At 36.6% G+C, this 18149-nt stretch carries 9 protein-coding genes; 5 read left to right on the top strand and 4 right to left on the bottom strand.

Annotated elements, in window-relative coordinates:
* A partial coding sequence (locus tag Q0L68_RS06775; RefSeq protein ID WP_296701057.1) for an SLC13 family permease occupies positions 1-505 on the bottom strand: 505 nt, incomplete at its 3' end.
* Between the two features lie 80 nt (positions 506-585).
* Entirely contained in the window at positions 586-2862 is a 2277-nt protein-coding gene (locus tag Q0L68_RS06770; RefSeq protein WP_296701056.1) for a T9SS type A sorting domain-containing protein, read from the bottom strand.
* 38 nt (positions 2863-2900) lie between these two features.
* Between Q0L68_RS06770 and Q0L68_RS06765 the strand changes: the two genes are divergently transcribed.
* From Q0L68_RS06765 to Q0L68_RS06755, 3 genes are all read left to right on the top strand, one after another.
* Positions 2901-4100: a DUF4105 domain-containing protein gene (locus Q0L68_RS06765; protein WP_296701054.1), complete on the top strand. Its 1200-nt coding sequence runs from the start codon at positions 2901-2903 to the stop codon at positions 4098-4100.
* Positions 4101-4161: 61 nt separating this feature from the next.
* Positions 4162-6204 (top strand): excinuclease ABC subunit UvrB, encoded by a 2043-nt coding sequence (gene uvrB, locus Q0L68_RS06760; protein WP_296701052.1) that lies wholly within the window; start codon positions 4162-4164, stop codon positions 6202-6204.
* An 18-nt stretch (positions 6205-6222) separates the two neighbouring features.
* The gene (locus tag Q0L68_RS06755) at positions 6223-6867 is read left to right on the top strand and encodes a helix-turn-helix domain-containing protein (protein WP_296701050.1); all 645 of its coding nucleotides are present in this window, start codon (positions 6223-6225) and stop codon (positions 6865-6867) included.
* Here the strand turns inward: Q0L68_RS06755 and Q0L68_RS06750 are convergent.
* Positions 6842-7765, bottom strand: a complete 924-nt coding sequence (locus Q0L68_RS06750) for a 1-aminocyclopropane-1-carboxylate deaminase/D-cysteine desulfhydrase (RefSeq protein WP_296701048.1) — start codon at positions 7763-7765, stop codon at positions 6842-6844. The genes Q0L68_RS06755 and Q0L68_RS06750 overlap by 26 nt on opposite strands.
* A 56-nt stretch (positions 7766-7821) precedes the next feature.
* Here Q0L68_RS06750 and Q0L68_RS06745 point away from each other — a divergent pair, with 56 nt between their 5' ends.
* Positions 7822-8856, top strand: a complete 1035-nt coding sequence (locus tag Q0L68_RS06745) for an RluA family pseudouridine synthase (RefSeq protein WP_296701046.1) — start codon at positions 7822-7824, stop codon at positions 8854-8856.
* A 1087-nt stretch (positions 8857-9943) separates the two neighbouring features.
* Positions 9944-14299 (top strand): hypothetical protein, encoded by a 4356-nt coding sequence (locus Q0L68_RS06740; protein WP_296701044.1) that lies wholly within the window; start codon positions 9944-9946, stop codon positions 14297-14299.
* A gap of 77 nt (positions 14300-14376) precedes the next feature.
* On the opposite strand, the gene Q0L68_RS06735 is transcribed toward Q0L68_RS06740, so the two are convergent.
* Positions 14377-18149 (bottom strand): T9SS type A sorting domain-containing protein (locus Q0L68_RS06735; protein WP_296701042.1); only part of this gene is annotated, 3773 nt, incomplete at its 5' end.

The raw sequence follows: 18149 nt of genomic DNA, 5'->3' as shown, positions 1-18149 counted from the left end.
CATCAAACTGTGCTACCAATGCCGCAGGAGAAGGGTGGGGTGGCAGAAAGCCATGAGTTACGGACAATGCCGCTAGTAGGGGTATCCCAACGTAAACTGCTGATATTTTATATTGATAAGCTACTGTAAAAGCTAAAGGCACTAGTAGGACAAAACCCACATTGTAGAAAAGAGGAATTCCTACTACTAAACCGGTAATAGACATGGCCCAAGTGATGTTTTTCTCACCGAAAATGTTCATTAGAAATCCTGCTATCCGTTGTGCTGCACCACTTTCTGCAACCAATTTTCCCAGCATGGCTCCCATGACAATGACGATGACTAAATCACCTAACAAATTCCCCATTCCCGTCTGAATCGAGCCAGCAATCTTATCAGCGGGTAATCCTAAAAGTAAACCAGCAGATATTGCAGAAATGATAAAAGCCAGGAAAGGGTTGAGCTTTGCCCAAACAATCAATAATACGAGGATTGCAATACTGAGCAGGACAAGGAAAATAGTCATGGGTAGAAACTGGGTTTATCGAACAAGATAAAAAAAATGAATGAAAGACCATTTTCAATAATGAAAACAAAAATGGTTCTTCAATTTTTGACCAATCTGAAGGTATATACCTGATTTTTCCCGATGACTCTAATTATGTAGTAGCCTATTGGAAGAGGACGGACCATGCTAGAAATATCATTTTCAACATAGATTCCCTGATGGAGTAAATTACCACTAGGTCCTATAATTTGAATAATTGAATTTATTTCTGTTGTTGGCAAGATTAGATAAACATTTTCTGAATTTATACTTGGGTTGGGGAAAAGCTTTATTTCTTGGTTTTCAAACCGCGTTAATCGAAAAGCAGCACTCCAATTTTCTTCACCAGAAGAATTTACATATTTCAATTGATAGTAAATTTCTCCTAGTGGAAGAGGCAATGAGTCTATAAATTCATTTTCAGTTAAAAGGTGGGGGTTTTCAATTCTGACAATTTTTTTCTTTGAATTCATCTTTGTAAATCTAAATACTTCTAAAAATGAATTTTCTGAATGATTTGCTATTTCCCACTCAATTTTTGGTAATCCTGATACTATAGCCGCTGAGGTTTTTATCCAAAAAAGAGGTAAAATAGTTAATGTTCTATAGCTTCCAATTGTGAAATTCAATCCTTTTAAATCATCAAATGTAAGATTCCTTCTTGCCCAAAGACCTGGATCTAACCCTGGAAGATGATTTCCTGGAGCCGCATAACCCGTACTTACTATTCTTAAATCATCCACTTGATCTACAATAAGTTGATCTGCTGAAATCCTTAATTCTAAAGGGTTTGAAGATGGATTTAATCCATCAAATTGAAAGTAACTAAAAAGTCTATAAAGGATAGGAGTACCATCCGAATCCGAAAATGAAGCGGAGTAATCAACTCCTTTATATTCCGTAAATGAAATTTGAAGATTTCCTCCTGAGGAAGATCCGAGTAACTGTACTTTTCGGATCCCTCCTTGATACTTATCCTCAAAAGGAAAAGTTGCGTTGGTTGCATCAAAAGTGGAGGGTACACCAAAGTAAGTAAATTGATTTATGTTTATCCATGAGCCACCTGAATACTCCAATTCGCCTGTTAGGGAGGTGTTGATGGAGAAGTTATTTCCTAAAAGGTTTAGAGTTCCAGAATTCATTTTCAAATTATTAAGGACAACTAGATTTCCCTGAAAAGAGACCGTTCCAGCTGTTTTATTAAGATTCAAATCTCCGATTTGCATGCTAAACCCTGAGATTGACTGTTCATCAGCACCGGCAAATTCCAATTCTGTGCTGCTTAATTGAAACGAACCAGATCCTTTTTGCTCCATGTTTCCAGTCAAGGTTAGATTTGGAGGCATTAATAAATTCTGTGAACCCTCAATTTCAATATCATGAAAGGAGATCGGGGAGCCTGATCCAAAATATGAGCTAGAAAGGAAGTTTTGAGGATTTGAATTATTTCTAAAAATAACTTTTCCATTCATTTGAAAGGTAGAAGCCTCAATTAGGGGGGAAGTTCCCTCTAAGATCAATTCAGCACCTTCATTGAGGTTAAATGAGGAAGCACTTTGGCTTGAGGATCTAAATAGAATATCATTATTGCATTCAGAAGTAAGCCTTCCTCCTGACTCAATGAAAAAATTCCCAAAAGCGCCGGAACCGTAAACTGCTTCATTGTTAAAGGAAAATGTCGAACATGTATTAGGAAGGACGGAATCATCTAAAGTTTGAATAACGGTGCCAGATTTGATTACAAACTCTAAGGCTTTGAAAGGTTCTTCGATCCGGAGAATTACTCCTGGCCCAGGATCAAATTCTACAGAATATCTACTATTTATTGTAAAACCGCTCCAAGCTCCTTTGGGTAATATGGTTCTTGAGCTTCCTTTAAAAACTATTTTACTTGTAATAGAATTTCCAATCCAATTTTGACTATTCCATGTTCCAGAAGGGATTCCAGGTGCAGCTCCCGTAAAACTGTTAAGGCTTCCATAAACTTCTAGACGATTTCCATTCAAATTCAATTTCACCCCTGCACCCAGCTCGGCATTGATAAATACATTTTTTGCTGATTCATTTCCCACTAAGCGAAGCGTATGGGATTGATCAATGTAAATGTCATGGGTCGAATTAGGTTTAACAGAAGGAGCGGACCAACTGACTCCGTCAAAAATATTCCATGTACTCAAATTAGAATAATCACCGGATTGTATTGTTTTATAAGAGCCAACTTCTTGGGGAAAGAGCTTTGTGTAAGAGGCAAAAACAAGTACAACTGCCAGAAGAAACCTGTATATTCGGCAGATAAAAAAAGTCCACTTAGGAGAATATGTAGCCTTTGCCAACATAGTTTCAACTATTAAAAAAGTGTAACTAATATAATAAAATGAAAATAAAAAAGAATCTTTTCTTCTACTTATTTTTTGGTTTGTTATTTATGTTCTTAGGAACACTAAACTCTTTTTCCCAGCAATACCGGATAAGTTTATTGACCTGTGATCCTGGAGAGGAGATTTACAGTTCTTTTGGGCATAGTGCGGTGAGAGTATTGAACCAAGAGACGGGAAGTGACAGGGTCTATAATTATGGGACCTTTGATTTTAGAGCACCAAACTTTGTCCTAAATTTTGCCGGAGGTAGGTTAGACTATTTTCTTTCAGTTTCCACTTTCGAGAGATTTATTGCGGAATATGATTACTTCAAGCGAAGTGTCAGAGAACAAGAGCTTGATCTGAATCAGGAACAAAAAATGGCTTTGGTTGAATTTTTGGAAACCAACTATTTGCCTGAGAATAGGAACTATCGCTATGATTTTTTCTATGACAATTGCGCGACTCGAATCCGAGACCTGATGGAGGAGATTTTGGGAGATATATTAATTTGGAAAGATGAGGAGCAGGAATCTGTGGATAAAACGTTCAGACAATTAATTGACGAAAAAGTATTTTACATGCCTTGGTCTGATTTAGGAATTGATCTGGCTTTGGGTTCTAGATTAGATAGAGATGCTACTCCTAGAGAAGAACAATTTCTTCCCGAATATATGGAGAGTGCTTTTGGTAGAGCCGAAATTCAAGGAGATGGGCCTACCCGCTCTTTCGTGAAAAGCGAGAGAGTGATTTTGGATTTTCCCCAACGAGAGGGTTCTTTGGGACTTTTAAACCCCTATTTAATATTCTGGGTGATTGCCATCATTTTCACAGCGATGACCTTTATAGGGTTTAAGAAGAAAAAATTATTTCTTGGATTTGATTTGGTGTTATTTGGGATCCTAGGAATTCTGGGACTAGTCATGTCTGCCCTTTGGATAGGTTCTGATATACCATCTACTAAATGGAATTGGAATATTTTATGGGCATTTCCTGGTCACTTACTTTTAATTCCGGGGTTACTTTCGAAAACACTTAAGCCTTGGCTAAGGAAATACCTGCTAGTAGCATTGATTTTGGCCGATGCAGCAATTGTATTTTGGATTCTTGGATGGCAATCTTTTCACCCGAGTTTGATACCTCTTTTGCTAGTCATCATTTTAAGGACAAATTATCTTTATTATAATATCTCTCGATATAAGACAGCTGTTGCCTGATTATATTCCTAAAGTAAACTATTAAGGTACTATTTAGTGTTAAGTGATTTAAGATTGTGCTATGGAATTTAAACTAACTTCAGACTATCAGCCGACCGGAGATCAACCAAAGGCTATTGAAAAGCTAACAGAAGGAATTAAAGCTGGAGAAGAAGCCCAAGTTTTATTAGGCGTAACTGGATCTGGTAAGACGTTTACCATTGCTAATCTGATTCAAGAAGTCCAAAAACCAACCTTGATTCTAAGTCACAATAAGACTTTGGCAGCACAGCTTTATGGGGAATTCAAGCAGTTTTTTCCTGATAATGCAGTTGAATACTTCATTTCATATTATGACTATTACCAACCTGAAGCATTTATTCCCAGTTCAGGCACTTATATCGAGAAGGACCTTTCCATAAATGAAGAGATTGAAAAGCTAAGACTAAGTGCAAGTTCCAGTTTACTTTCAGGAAGAAGAGATGTGATCGTGGTAGCCTCGGTTTCTTGTATTTATGGGATTGGAAATCCAGAGGAGTTCAGTAAAAATATAATTCGCCTTCAGGAAGGAGATCGAATTCCTAGAAATCAGTTGTTGTTTAAATTGGTGGATATACTTTATAGTCGTACTCACCAAGATTTGACTCATGGGACTTTTAGGGTAAAAGGAGATACTGTAGATATCTTTGTGGCCTATGCTGATTTTGGATATAGGATTTTCTTCTGGGGAGATGAAATTGAAGCAATCCAAAGAATTGACCCTATTTCTGGAAAGAAGCTTTCTGATGAAAAAATCATTTCAATTTTCCCAGCAAACCTTTTTGTAACGGGTAAAGACACAATCAATACCGCCATTCATGAGATTCAATATGATATGGTTGATCAGGTTAATTTCTTTGAAAAGGAAGGTAAGTTTCTTGAAGCAAAACGTCTTCAGGAAAGGACTGAATTTGATTTAGAGATGATTCGCGAACTTGGCTATTGTTCTGGTGTAGAAAATTATTCAAGATATTTTGACCGAAGACAACCTGGAACAAGACCTTTCTGCCTAATCGATTATTTTCCAGATGATTTCTTAATGGTAATTGACGAAAGCCATGTGACAGTACCTCAGGTAAGGGCCATGTGGGGAGGAGATAGATCCAGAAAAGTTAATTTAGTCGATTTTGGGTTTCGATTACCATCGGCTATGGATAACAGGCCCTTGAAATTTGATGAGTTTGAGACTTTGATCAAGCAGGTAGTATATGTTTCCGCCACACCAGCCGACTATGAATTGACGAAGACTGAAGGAGTAGTAGTGGAGCAGATTATTCGTCCTACAGGCCTATTGGATCCAACGATTGATGTTAGACCAAGTCAGAACCAAATTGATGATTTATTGGAAGAAATTGATCAAACGATCAAAACAGATGCACGTGTTTTGGTCACGACTTTGACTAAACGGATGGCGGAAGAACTTCAGAAATATCTTGAGAGGGCTGGTGTAAAATCAAGGTATATCCATTCTGAGGTAAAAACTTTGGATCGAGTTGAGATTTTGAGAGAACTCCGGTTAGGAATTTTTGATGTTTTGGTTGGAGTGAATTTGTTGAGAGAAGGATTGGATTTACCGGAGGTTTCTTTAGTGGCGATTTTGGATGCGGATAAGGAAGGGTTTTTGCGAAATGAGCGAAGCTTAGTGCAGACAATAGGAAGAGCAGCAAGAAATCAGGAAGGACGTGTGATCATGTATGCGGATAAAATCACGCCTTCCATGAAAATGGCCATAGATGAGACAAAAAGACGTAGAGCTATCCAAATAGAATACAATAAGGAAAATGGAATTACTCCAATGACCGTGATTAAATCCAGAGAAAAGATCATGGGGCAAACTAAAGTAGCAGATTCCAAAAGAAATGCTAAAATATATGCCGAACCTATGCCCGGAGATGGTGTTATGGCCGCTGATCCTGTAGTTCAATATTTAAGCAAAGACAAACTTGAAAAATTGATCCTCCAAACTCAGAAACAAATGGAGAAAGCAGCAAAAGAATTGAACTTCATGGAAGCTGCAAGGTTAAGAGATGAGTGGCAATCTCAGAAAAAAAGATTGGAGGAATTATCCAGAGTTCCTGGGAATTGAAATAAACTAATTTAAGTCATGACCCTTCAGGAAGTAAGAAGCCTTGCCTCAAAAGGGGAGGGTTTGAAAATTGAATTCAAAAAGAAAGCAGCCTATCCGGAAAAGATTGTTAAGGAATTTATAGCCTTAGCAAATACCGCAGGAGGAGTAGTCATGATTGGAGTAGATGATGATGGAACTGTTTCCGGTCAAAGGTTCATTGAAGAAGAAGTTTATGTGATGGAAAAGGCTATTAAAGAACTGATCTATCCCCCGCTATCTTATGAACTCATAGCTGTTCCCATCAATGCAAAAAAAGGGGTTGCAATTTTTAAATTGGAGCTAAGTCCTAATCGCCCACATTTTTTAAAAATTGATAATAAAAGACAATCCTACATTAGAGTTAAGGATAGAAGCGTGCAAGCAAGTATTGAAGTTTGGGAAATACTGAAGAGGAGTAAATCCTTGAAGGATATGGTTTTTACCTATGGACGTAAAGAAGAAATTCTATTAAAAGCGCTAGAAGAGAGACAAAAAATCACGTTAAAGGAATTTTCAAAGTTGGCCAGAATTCCGAAATTTTTAGCCTCCAAGACTTTGGTAAGGTTGGTTTTGGCAAATGTTTTAAGGATTCATCCCCAAGAGTCAGAAGACTATTTTACGCTGAAAGAGGTGGGAGTTTGATCCCTGTCATTTCTGTAAATCCAATATTACCTTGCAAGCCTCCCGAGTGAATTATCAACAAGGAAGAATCTTTTTTAAATTGATTGTTTGTAATCATTTCCCAAACCCCAAAAAATAATTTGCCAGTATAAATAGGGTCTAAAGTGATTCCAAAATCTTCATAAAATCTCCAAATAAAATCTATTAATTCCTTCTTGTATTTAGCATATCCACCGAAGTGGAAGCTGTCCATTATTTGTGTATTTCCTTGAGGGAAGATTTGGTGAGTTTTTAGAAGGTCTTCAATTTCCTGATGAATGAAATTGCCTTTTAAGGCAGAGATACCAATTAAAGTTTGGTGGTTTAATAGAGACTTTACCAATCCTGCAAAAGTACCACCAGTTCCAATAGAAGCTAAAATATGAGAATACTCTTGATCAGCTTTTTCTAATATTTCGCTGGTTCCTGAAATGGCTAATTCATTTGTACCACCTTCTGGAATCATAAAAAAATCTCCGAATTTCGATTTCAACTCATTCAAAAAAGAAGTCTCTGTTTTATTTCTATATGATTCTCTTGAAATAAAAAATAGCTTCATTCCATTAGATTGAGCCATTTTTAAGGTATTGTTTAGGGGAAGTATCTTTTCACCTCTAATTATACCTATTGAATTTAGACCTTCCGCTTTGGTAGCAAATGCCACTGCAGCAATATGATTTGAAAAGGCACCACCAAACGTGAGAATAGTATTTTGACCTTCCGTTTTAGCTTTTTCTAGGTTATATTTTAACTTAAAAAATTTGTTTCCAGAAACTTGCGGATGAATCTTATCAAGCCTTTTCACACTCACTTTCACCCCTTTTTCTTCAAAAAGTGAATGTTTTAATATTTGATTGTAAACGGGATTACCTTTTATCATTAGCCTGATTTCAATGATTTTGACAAAGTTAACCCCGATCCTTCTATTTTTGTATTATGAATATGAATCCAGAGGAAGACTTTGAAGAGGAAGAGGTCGAATTGTTTGAACATTTTAGAATTGTAATCGACAAAGGTCAGACTCCTATCAGAATTGATAAATTTTTGAGTGAAAAAATAGCGAATGCTACCCGAAATAAAGTTCAACAAGCAATTGATGCTGGTTCAATCTTAGTAAATGGGAATCCCACCAAGGCAAATTATAAAATTAAGCCCCTCGATGACATCAAGGTGATGTTAGCTAAACCTCCGAAGGAAACAGAGGTTTACTCTGAAAATATTCCACTAGATATAATTTATGAGGATCAATATTTATTGATTGTAAATAAACCTCCTGGGATGGTAGTCCATCCAGCTCACGGCAATTGGTCTGGTACTTTAGTCAATGGATTGGTTTATTATTTTGAAAATTTGCCTGAAATGAAAGGAAATTCGGGGAGGCCTGGGCTAGTTCATAGAATAGATAAAGACACTTCTGGCTTATTGGTGATTGCAAAAACAGAGGAAACTATGACAGATTTAGCCGGTCAATTTTTTCATCACACCATTGACCGGACTTATCTAGCATTGATATGGGGAGAGCCGGAGGAAGACCAAGGGACAATAATAGGAAATGTGGGAAGGAGTGTTAAAAATCGAAAGGTGATGGATGTTTTTCCTGAGGGTGATCAGGGAAAGCATGCAGTGACCCATTGGAAAGTTCTAAAAAGACTTCGCTATGTTTCTCTTATCCAGTGCAATTTGGAGACTGGAAGAACTCATCAGATTAGGGCTCATATGAAATATTTAGGGCACCCTTTGTTTAATGATGCAATGTATGGGGGAGATAAGGTTAGAAAAGGAACTCAATTTTCAAAGTATAAAACTTTTGTTCAAAACTGTTTTGATCTAATGCCAAGACAAGCTTTGCATGCAATGTCTTTAGGATTTGTACATCCAGCTACCAAGGAAAGAGTTTATTTTGAAGCTTCTTTACCAGAAGATTTTCAATCTGTATTAGAAAAATGGGAGTCTTATGTCAACTTTGAGTAATAATTTTCTGTCAATTGCTTAAATAAAGAATCTATTTCTTGATAATAACGTAATAAAATCGACTTTTTAATCAATTAAATGTAATTGTAGAATTCAAAATTGAAAAAATGGCAAAATAGCACTATGAATCATTGCTTCAATTTACAATATGATATTTAAAAATCGCTTTCGTTAAAAATACTGTAAAAATTCATAATATTTTTTATATAATTTGCAAAAACAAGTTGTATGTACCTATATTTGAATCATCAACAAAGACAAAAGGTCTTTAAAGATTCATACTGTAGGATGTTGAAATTGGCAGACAAGCCCTCCTGTCTCGGGGGTGGAGGCTATAGGATAAAGCATTTAGCGAGCTCGTAAATTTGCCTAACTACTCCGTGGAGGTTCGAATCCTTCTCCTACAGCAGGTTATTTTGGGTTTATTGTTAATTGACTAAAACCATGGAATTTTGTTTCATGGTTTTTTTTATGTCCAAACTTTTTGTGAATTAATACTATTTGGATAATGTGTAATAGAACCATATAAAATATGGTATATCTAACAATGAAAGAAATATTAGCAAATCCGTAAAAATTAGCGATAATTAGAAGTTTAATTTCCATTAATCTAATGAACACGCTTATATTATAAATATAATGTAAAAAATAAAATAATTTATTGTCAAAATTTTAATAAACCAATGGTATTTCTAATTTTGAACAATCAATTTAAAGAAGTTGACCAAAAAGGCCCAGCAAATACTTTTAGTCAGAATTGAATTTCTTTTCATTTTTGATTTCGATATGAAGTGCCTTTATTTCTTAAAAGTAAATATTGAAGTATTTACTCTCAAACCTATTTTGCCTAGTAAACTATTATTGTAGGATGTTGAAATTGGCAGACAAGCCCTCCTGTCTCGAGGGTGAGGAATTCAGAAAAAAGCGTAATTCAAACCGGACTATTGCCTAACTACCTCGTGGAGGTTCGAATCCTTCTCCTACAGCAAAAAAAGCAACGCGAAAGTGTTGCTTTTTTAATTTCATCTTATCTTTTCCCAAGTAAATTTTCATTTATAATAATTATTTTAGTTTAAATTTACAGGGAATGTCAGAAAAAGAAAATCGAAAAAAATCGGCTCATCCATTCCGAAAGAAAATTCTGAGATGGGTTATGATAGCTTTTTTATTCCTGCTTTTTCTGGAATTTGTCATCTATTTTGGGTCAAATATATTTTTATCCAATTGGGCAAGGAATAAAATAAACGACGCCACAGAAGATGTTTATAACATTGAATTTAATAGAATAAACATTTCTCTGTTAAGGAGAGGAATATTTTTAGATGGGATTATAATGAAACCTGCAAAGGAAGTTGTTGCAAAACCTGGGCAGACTTTGTTTGATTTTTCACTTGATGAATTGGTTTTTAAAGGACTCTGGTACAGCTTCTCTGATAATATTTTTTATATAGGAACGCTGGAATTTGATAACCCAAACATCAATATGAACTTGCCTTTAAATTCAAAGGGGGAAGTAGTAGCGCAAGATTCCGTAAAAGGAACCAAAGAATCTGCCATCAAAAAGTTGGAAAATGAGGTTAAGAAAAGTATTTCAGATATGAAACTTAATGGCTTGGTAATCCGAACCTTGGACATAAACCATGCTGATTTGTTTTTTCTTAATTTTTTAAGTGAGAACTCATTAAAGGCCCAAAACACAAAATTATTGGTTAAAGATATTAACCTAACTACAAAGGAAGTTTGGGAAACACCGTTTAATGCGAGGGGTTTTGAATTTGATTTGGAAAAAGTAAGTTTTTCTTTACCGGATAATGTACACAGAATTTTAGCTGATAAGGTTTTTGTCAGCTCATTAGAAAACAGTTTAGATCTCGTAAACTTTGCGTTGGTTCCTGATAAGTCAAAAGAAAGTAAATCTTATTATTCAGTAGAACTGGATCAATTGAGGGTTGGAAATGTGGATTTGAATAGAGCTTTTATGACATCAAGTGTTTTAATCGATGAAATTGTTCTTGATGACCCTCATTTCAAAGTTGAAAAATTGATTATTGCCGAGAAAGATAGTACTGGTACCGGTAATCTAAATGAACTGATAGATGGTTTATTGGAATCAGTATCTATTAAAGAGCTATCTATAAACAGGGGTAGGTTCGTCACCTCTAATGCCATAGATACATTGAGAAATAGGATTGAAATAGGGGATGTTGACTTTAAAATGATCATGTTTTACCTAGGGAATGATGAATCAAAAAAGGTAAATCAATTCTTTTATGGAGAGGATGCCTCCATGGAAATCCAAGATGCAAGTCTTTATTTATCCGATGAAATACATGTACTGAAAGGGGAAAAAATCTCAGTTTCCTCCTTTAAAGATGAAATAGATATAGAAAATTTTAGTTTTCAACCTAGAGATGAGTTCCTCGCTGGGAAAGATCCAAATCAAATTATAAAAATTTCCCTTCCAAAATTAGCCCTTACAAAAGCAAATCTTAAGCTACTTTACAATGAGGGGAAATTTGAAATGGATGAAATGAAGCTGAATTCACCCAGAGTAGAAATCATCGAATTGAGAAAAAAGGATAAGGTCTCTAATCAAAATGTGTCTGTAAAAGATTTACTTGAGGGTTTTTTATCAGGTATTAAAATTGGAAAATTCGATTTGGATGACGGTAAAATTCAATTTAAAAATGAAGCAGGGGAGAGAAGTGATGATATTGGCTTTGAAAGCTTTAGTCTGGAATTAGACGAGGTTTTTATTCAGCCGAACTCGTCTCAGTCATTAAATGATTTATTATATGCAAAAGATTTGGTTTTAAGCCTAGACAAATACCGGTTGAAACTGAGGGATAATTTGCATGAGTTTTTGGCCGATAATGTCACAATTGACTCAAAAAATTCTTTATTGTCCATTAGTGGTTTGATTATTAGACCCGAAAATTCCAATCAGGTTCAACAAGTTCTTGACACTTATGATAAAAGTGTAATCCTAGATTTTCAAATACCTGAATTCAGGGCTGAAGGATTTAATGTAAGAGCTGCCTTTGAAGAAGAAAGATTGGAAATTCAGCAGATATTGATTCCAAAACCTGAGCTGTCTATGATTCGGTTTCGAAAGAAACAAAGTTCAAAATCAGCATCTTCGATAGATTCTAGCGACGAAATAGGAGATCTTATTACTTCGTATTTTAAAAAGATTGAAATAGATTCTTTAAATTTTTCTCAAGGGAAGCTTAAATACGAAAATTATTCGGGTCAAAAAGATATTACGTTTCAGGAAGAAAATTTATCCCTCAAATTAAAAGGGTTTTATGTGGATGAAGTTGGTACAATTAGAGAGAATAAAACATTTTTTTCCGAAGAGATTGATTTGAGATTAGAAAATTATGCCTTTAATCTCGCAGAAGGTAATTATGTAGCTTCCACAACTGGATTGAATTATAATTCTTTGGATCAAACAATTATTATAGAGAATCTCGAACTATTACCGGGCCCCGATCTTAAAAATAAAATTGCACTTTCACTTGATTTGCCTCAAGTTGCCTTTAAGGGTGTTGATATAGAATCTTTTTTATTTGAAAATAGACTTGAACTCAATAATCTAAAAGTGACCGGTGGAAAAATCAATCTTGAGATTGATAAAGATTATGAAAATGATGAAAATCTGAATCAGTCAGAAAGGAAAAGGTCTTTACCGAAATCTGTGGAATTGGTGAAAATAGATTCAATAGAAGCAGTAAGTTCTACTTTGGGAATTAATTTCAGATCAGGAACCAGTGAGGCTCAATCTATTCTGACAAACTTCGATCTCGGTATTAATGGCTTTAATTTTGATTCCGCTACAAATACAAAGGAGGATCTTTCCGGGCTATTTTCGGAAATCAATCTATCTCTTCAGGATTTTTCATTTGCCCTTCCGGATAGTTTACATACTATTATGTTTTCTAGTGTGAATGTGGATAATTCGGTAGATGCTACTGTTTTTTCTGATTTTCAGATTGTACCAAAGAGTACCAAAATTGCACCAGGATCCCCTATAATTTCTGCTAAAATTGAGAGTCTTTCTATTGAGAATAATACCTTAAAAGAGATACAGGAAACTGGAATATTCAATCTTGAAAGAATCAAGATGACTAATCCTTTGATAGCTATTTATCTTGATTCAGCTGAAAAAAAGAAGTCGGAAAAAACAGCTTCCACAAAAAATAATGATGGATTAATTCAGTCCATTCTTCTTCAAGATGTACTTATCGAAAACGGCAGGTTTGCCTTGCATAATAAGGAAACTGGTCCAATCGATCGATTAGCTTTCGAGGGTGTGAATTTCAAATTGGATGATTTGAATTTTGATCTTATCGGTAAAGATCAAAAATTAAGTCCTCAATTACTCCTTGAAAAAGATCTGAGCCTCTCTCTTTCCAACTATCATTTTTTGAGTAAAGATAGCCTGAACGAAATTGAGATAGGAAAAATTAGCTTCCATGAAAAGGACCTGATCATTGAAAATATGAGTTTTGGTCCATCCATTGGCAGATATAATTATTTGAACAAACAAATCTATCAAGCCGATGCGATTGATGGGAAAGTTCAAAAACTAACTATAGAAAACATTGATTTCAACCAGTATTTTCTGGATAAAAAATTTAAAGCTCAGGGACTTATTTTAGATAGCCTGGAAATAGAGATTTTTCGTGACAAAAGGCTTCCACAAAAAGAAGGAGTTTATAAGCCTATGCCTCAGGCTTTATTGAGAAATGCTCCATTTGATATGATGATAGATTCCATATTGATAAGAGGTGGAATTATCAGGTATGAAGAATTTGGCCCTAAGGCAATGTTACCAGGAGATATTTACTTTAGTGATTTGAACATGGTAATGGCTCCCTTTATTATGACGAAAGAGGGAGAAGACTTTCCTTTAAAGTCTACACAAGTCAGTGCTACTACAAAAATTATGGGAGAAGGCGATGTTGAGTTGAAAGCCAAGATGTTTTATGAAGATCCCTATCCTATGGAAGTAGATATAGAAATGGGTGAATTTGATCTAAGGTCTGTTAATAATATGGTGACAAAAGGAGTATTTATAAGAGTCTTGGATGGGAAAGTAACAGATGGGAAATGGAATTTCAAAGTAAATGATGATGTAGCAAGAGGTAAAATGGATTTCCACTATGAGGATTTAAAGATTGAGTTTTTGGATAGCTTGACCTTGGAGAGAGGAACGGGGAAACTCAATGTGATGACTTTCTTAGCTAATACTGTTGTAAAAAATGATAATCCACGAAAATTTTTAAATAGGAGGGTTAATTCAAGAATTTATTTTGAGCGAGATCAATCAAAATTTATTTTTGGTGGATGGTGGCGAGCAACCTTTAGTGGATTGAAAGGAAGTCTAGGCCTTGGTCAACCAAAAGACCCTAAAAGAAAGGAAGAAGAGGAGGAGTAAAAATATTGCAAATATGTTTCAACACAAGAAAGTCCTTTGAACTCAAGCTCAAAGGACTTTCTTTTTAATATCTTTCGTTATTTCCTAATCACTTTCAATTGCTCACTTTGATCTCCCCAAATTAATTGGACTATGTACATTCCGGAAATTGCATCGTTTAGGTACGAATTTACGACGATGTTTACTTCTTCAACAGAGGTTGCCGAATAGGTTTTTAGAATACCTTTTACATCCGAAATTCTAACCAAAATAGGTTCATCATTATAATTTGAAAGATTTAATAGACCAACAGTCACAATAGATCTATTTTCACTTGGGTTTGGATAAATTATCCAATTGGTTTTTCCTATTAGACTAGGAACTTGAATCGAACGGGTTACGCTGTAAGAATAAGTTTCGTCAAAATCGACCTGCTTTAATCGATAGAACACATTCCCTCCTGAGGTTGGGAGATTTTGGTCAGTAAATGCATATTCCGATTGTGAATCTGCATATCCTTGACCTTCAACTTCACCTATTTTTTCCCAATTGTTTGAGTTATTGATAGACCGTTCAATTTCGAATTTTGCATTTTCCCATTCTTTAGCCGTAGCCCAAGTTAATTCGCCGCTGCGATTTTCAGGGTTATACTTAGCTTCGAAATAGAGGTATTCGACTTCGAGGATTCGGAAATTTCTATAAACTATATAAATGATTCCATCTCCACCTTTTCCACCACCATTATAGCCAGCACCTCCACCAGATCCAGTTTTATCCACTCCTGAATAACCAATCCCGTTTGTATTTAATATATCTAAATTTCCATCGCCTCCCAATTTGGTTCCATCTAACAACGAACTACCCCCCTCGCCAATTTTTTCTGTTCCATTAAAGTATTCGCCGATACCACCGCCTCCTGCACCGTAATAACGGAGTGAGTCTCCAAGAGCCAGGTTGATTGCATCACCTCCTCTACCTCCTTCTCCTTGACCAGCGCCTGCTGCCTTCCCATTTTGGCCATCATTAGCTGGAGGTAACTTCCAAGGGACCAAACCACCCCCACCTCCACCGGCAATAGCATCTTGAGGATCATTATAATCGCCATTTCCTCCAGGATTACCACTATATACAGCGTCAGGAGTTCCAGTAAAGGTGAGTGGTATAGCATTACCACCTAATCCAAACGATTTATTTGGTGCAGGAGTAGCTCCACCACCACCTCCAGACGAGCCATGCCCTCCTGCATTGATAATTTGGGAACCACCGCCACCTCCACCTGCTACAAAAATATCAATTGAATTACCATCAATATTACCGGTAAATTCAGAAGGTTCTCCAGCAGTACCTGGTCTTTCACCAAAAATTGCTCCTGGTCCTCCATTGCCAACTACTATTCCAAAATCAGTGCCTGCAGGTAATCCATAAGGATTTGTTGTTGAGAAGGTTTGAACGATCATAGACCCTGATCCACCACCACCAGAACCTTCACCGCTTCCTCCGCCACCTCCACCGCTACCAACGAAAACAGTAAATTCTGCAAGGCCTTCGGGAGCGGTCCAAGTATCATCACAAGTATATTCTATTACTGTATAGCCAGATTTTGACCCATCATCTATAATTGTAATACAATCGGTTTCATCTGCATCTGGGCATGAGTAGGAAATAACGATAAGTCCATTTCCACCAACACCCTTTCCACCGGACCATCCTCCTCCGCCACCTCCTGGAGAGTTTCCATTAAATCTGTTTTTACCACCTAATCCTCCTAATGGACCACCTCCAACACCACCATTGGTTCCTGAGGAACTTCCACCATTAAATCCAGAATATCTTGAATCGAAGAATCCACCAGTTCCTTGGCTAAATGCCCCTGAAGAATTAGTGTTGCCACCATAAGCATATACTAAACTATTAGCGAGTTGATTTGCTATGTTAGAATCTCTAGTTACATAACTTGTTCCACCACTAGCTCCTTGTCCTCCACCTTGTCCAGCAAAAACGCCAAGCGGTTCACCAGGAGTAACAGGGATATTTGTTCGAATGGAATAAGCACCTCCACCTCCTCCAACACCGCTGTTACCACCTCCTCCTGCACCATATACTTCAATTGTAATAGAATACACATTCGCTGGAACATAAAATGTTCCATTGGTAGAATATACCGCAGCACAGATTCCGAAATAGGTAGTTGGGGGATCTGGTAACGTTACGGTACATTGATCAGTTGTCTTTTTAAGACTTAAAATCTTGACTGTATATGTTTCAGTATTATCATTAATAGGAATTGTTAGGAAGCTTCCTTTTCCATTAGTAACTGAGACATTCACCGGACCAACTTGCGTAAAAGAACCGGATCCTTCAGCTATTTCATAGGTGACTTCATAAATTCCATTTGAGAGGATATTAGTATCTCCAAAAATAGTAACCGTTGCAGAACCTCCTATAGATGTTGCGGAAACTGAATTGACCGAAGACAGCGTATAGTTTGGAGAAACTTCAATTGTACCAGTAGCCTCTAATCCATTTATACAATCCCCAACTAATGGAATTGAATATGGCTGCGCTCCAACTGTTGGGGTAGTGGCAGTACCTGAGAATGTGATTAGTCCTGTGTTAATATCAAACGAAGCTGTGATACCATCAGGAAGGCCAACTGGAGTTCCAATATCGGTCACCCCTGTTGTTGGCTGGGTAAAAGGAGTCAAGACTGGGCTACTAATACAAACGCTTGGATAGGAGACAGAAGTTGGACCGACAGTTGCAAATGGTTTAACCTCTGTGTTGGAAGTTGCCAAACTAGTAGCTATACAACCTGTTGCAGGTTCAGTATAGCTTACTGTAACCGTTTTTATTCCAGTAGTTAACCACTGAATAGAGACACTTTCATTGTTACTGCTGATTCCACCAGCAGTTATTGTATAATCCGTTCCTGCAGTACCTGGAATATTCCAGATATAATCAGTTTTTCCAGCTTGGGTCGTATAGGTAGTAACATCCTGTTCACATAGTTGATTTCCCGGCTCCGTTTCAAATGTTGGAATTGGAAGCGGGATAATATTGATAGTATTGTAAGCAGAATTTATTGGGGTACAACCGAATTCATTCGCATAATAGACATAAACATCTTTTGGACCTTCTGTTAACCAAGTTAGTGTTACTGAATGATCTGTATTACCTGTACCACCAGCTGTTATGGAATAATCTGTTCCAAGTATTCCGGAAATAGACCAAACATAATTTGATAATCCAGCTCCAGACTGAGTGGTGTAAGTAACAGTAGTGCCAACGCAAACATCAGATGTTGGAGCTTCTTCAAATGTTGGTGTAGGTAAAGGATTTACTGTGATAGCGTTAAAAGCAGAAGTTAATGGGGTACAACCGTTTACATCTTCATAATAGACGTAGACTTCTTTTAAACCTACAGTTAACCAAGTAAGTGTCACTGTAGCATCTGAATTACCCGTACCCCCAGCAGTAATGTTGTAATCATTTCCAGGAGCTCCAGGAATAGACCATATATAATTTGATTCTCCCCCACCGGATTGAGTGGTGTAGGTAACAGAGCTGCCTACGCAAACATCTGCTAAAGGCTCAACATCAAAAGTTGGAGTTGGAAGAGGATTGACAATAACATCCCGTGTTTCGGTGGCATCGGCACATCCACCGGTTCCAGTCACGGTATAAGTCATTGTAGCTGTCCCTGCAGCAATACCTGTAATATCCCCTGTTGAGGGATCAATAGTTGCAATGGAGGCATCACTTGATACCCAAGAACCACCAGTGACAGTGGATGAGAAGGTAGAAGATCCACCAATACAAATTGCTTGGTTACCGTTCAAGGTTCCGGCACTTGGTGGAGCGGTAACAGTAA

Origin of the sequence: Algoriphagus sp. (genome assembly GCF_024642405.1) — a bacterium.
In the GTDB taxonomy this organism is placed as follows: Bacteria; Bacteroidota; Bacteroidia; order Cytophagales; family Cyclobacteriaceae; genus Algoriphagus.
Note: the sequence above shows the minus strand (reverse complement) of the source record. Positions and strands in the feature narration are given on the sequence as shown.

Excerpts from the sequence above, each read along its gene's own strand:
- Q0L68_RS06770 (WP_296701056.1), bottom strand. The coding sequence starts at position 2,862 with ATGTTGGCAAAGGCTACATATTCTCCTAAGTGGACTTTTTTTATCTGC.
- Q0L68_RS06765 (WP_296701054.1), top strand. The coding sequence starts at position 2,901 with ATGAAAATAAAAAAGAATCTTTTCTTCTACTTATTTTTTGGTTTGTTA.
- uvrB (WP_296701052.1), top strand. The coding sequence starts at position 4,162 with ATGGAATTTAAACTAACTTCAGACTATCAGCCGACCGGAGATCAACCA.
- Q0L68_RS06755 (WP_296701050.1), top strand. The coding sequence starts at position 6,223 with ATGACCCTTCAGGAAGTAAGAAGCCTTGCCTCAAAAGGGGAGGGTTTG.
- Q0L68_RS06750 (WP_296701048.1), bottom strand. The coding sequence starts at position 7,765 with ATGATAAAAGGTAATCCCGTTTACAATCAAATATTAAAACATTCACTT.
- Q0L68_RS06745 (WP_296701046.1), top strand. The coding sequence starts at position 7,822 with ATGAATATGAATCCAGAGGAAGACTTTGAAGAGGAAGAGGTCGAATTG.
- Q0L68_RS06740 (WP_296701044.1), top strand. The coding sequence starts at position 9,944 with ATGTCAGAAAAAGAAAATCGAAAAAAATCGGCTCATCCATTCCGAAAG.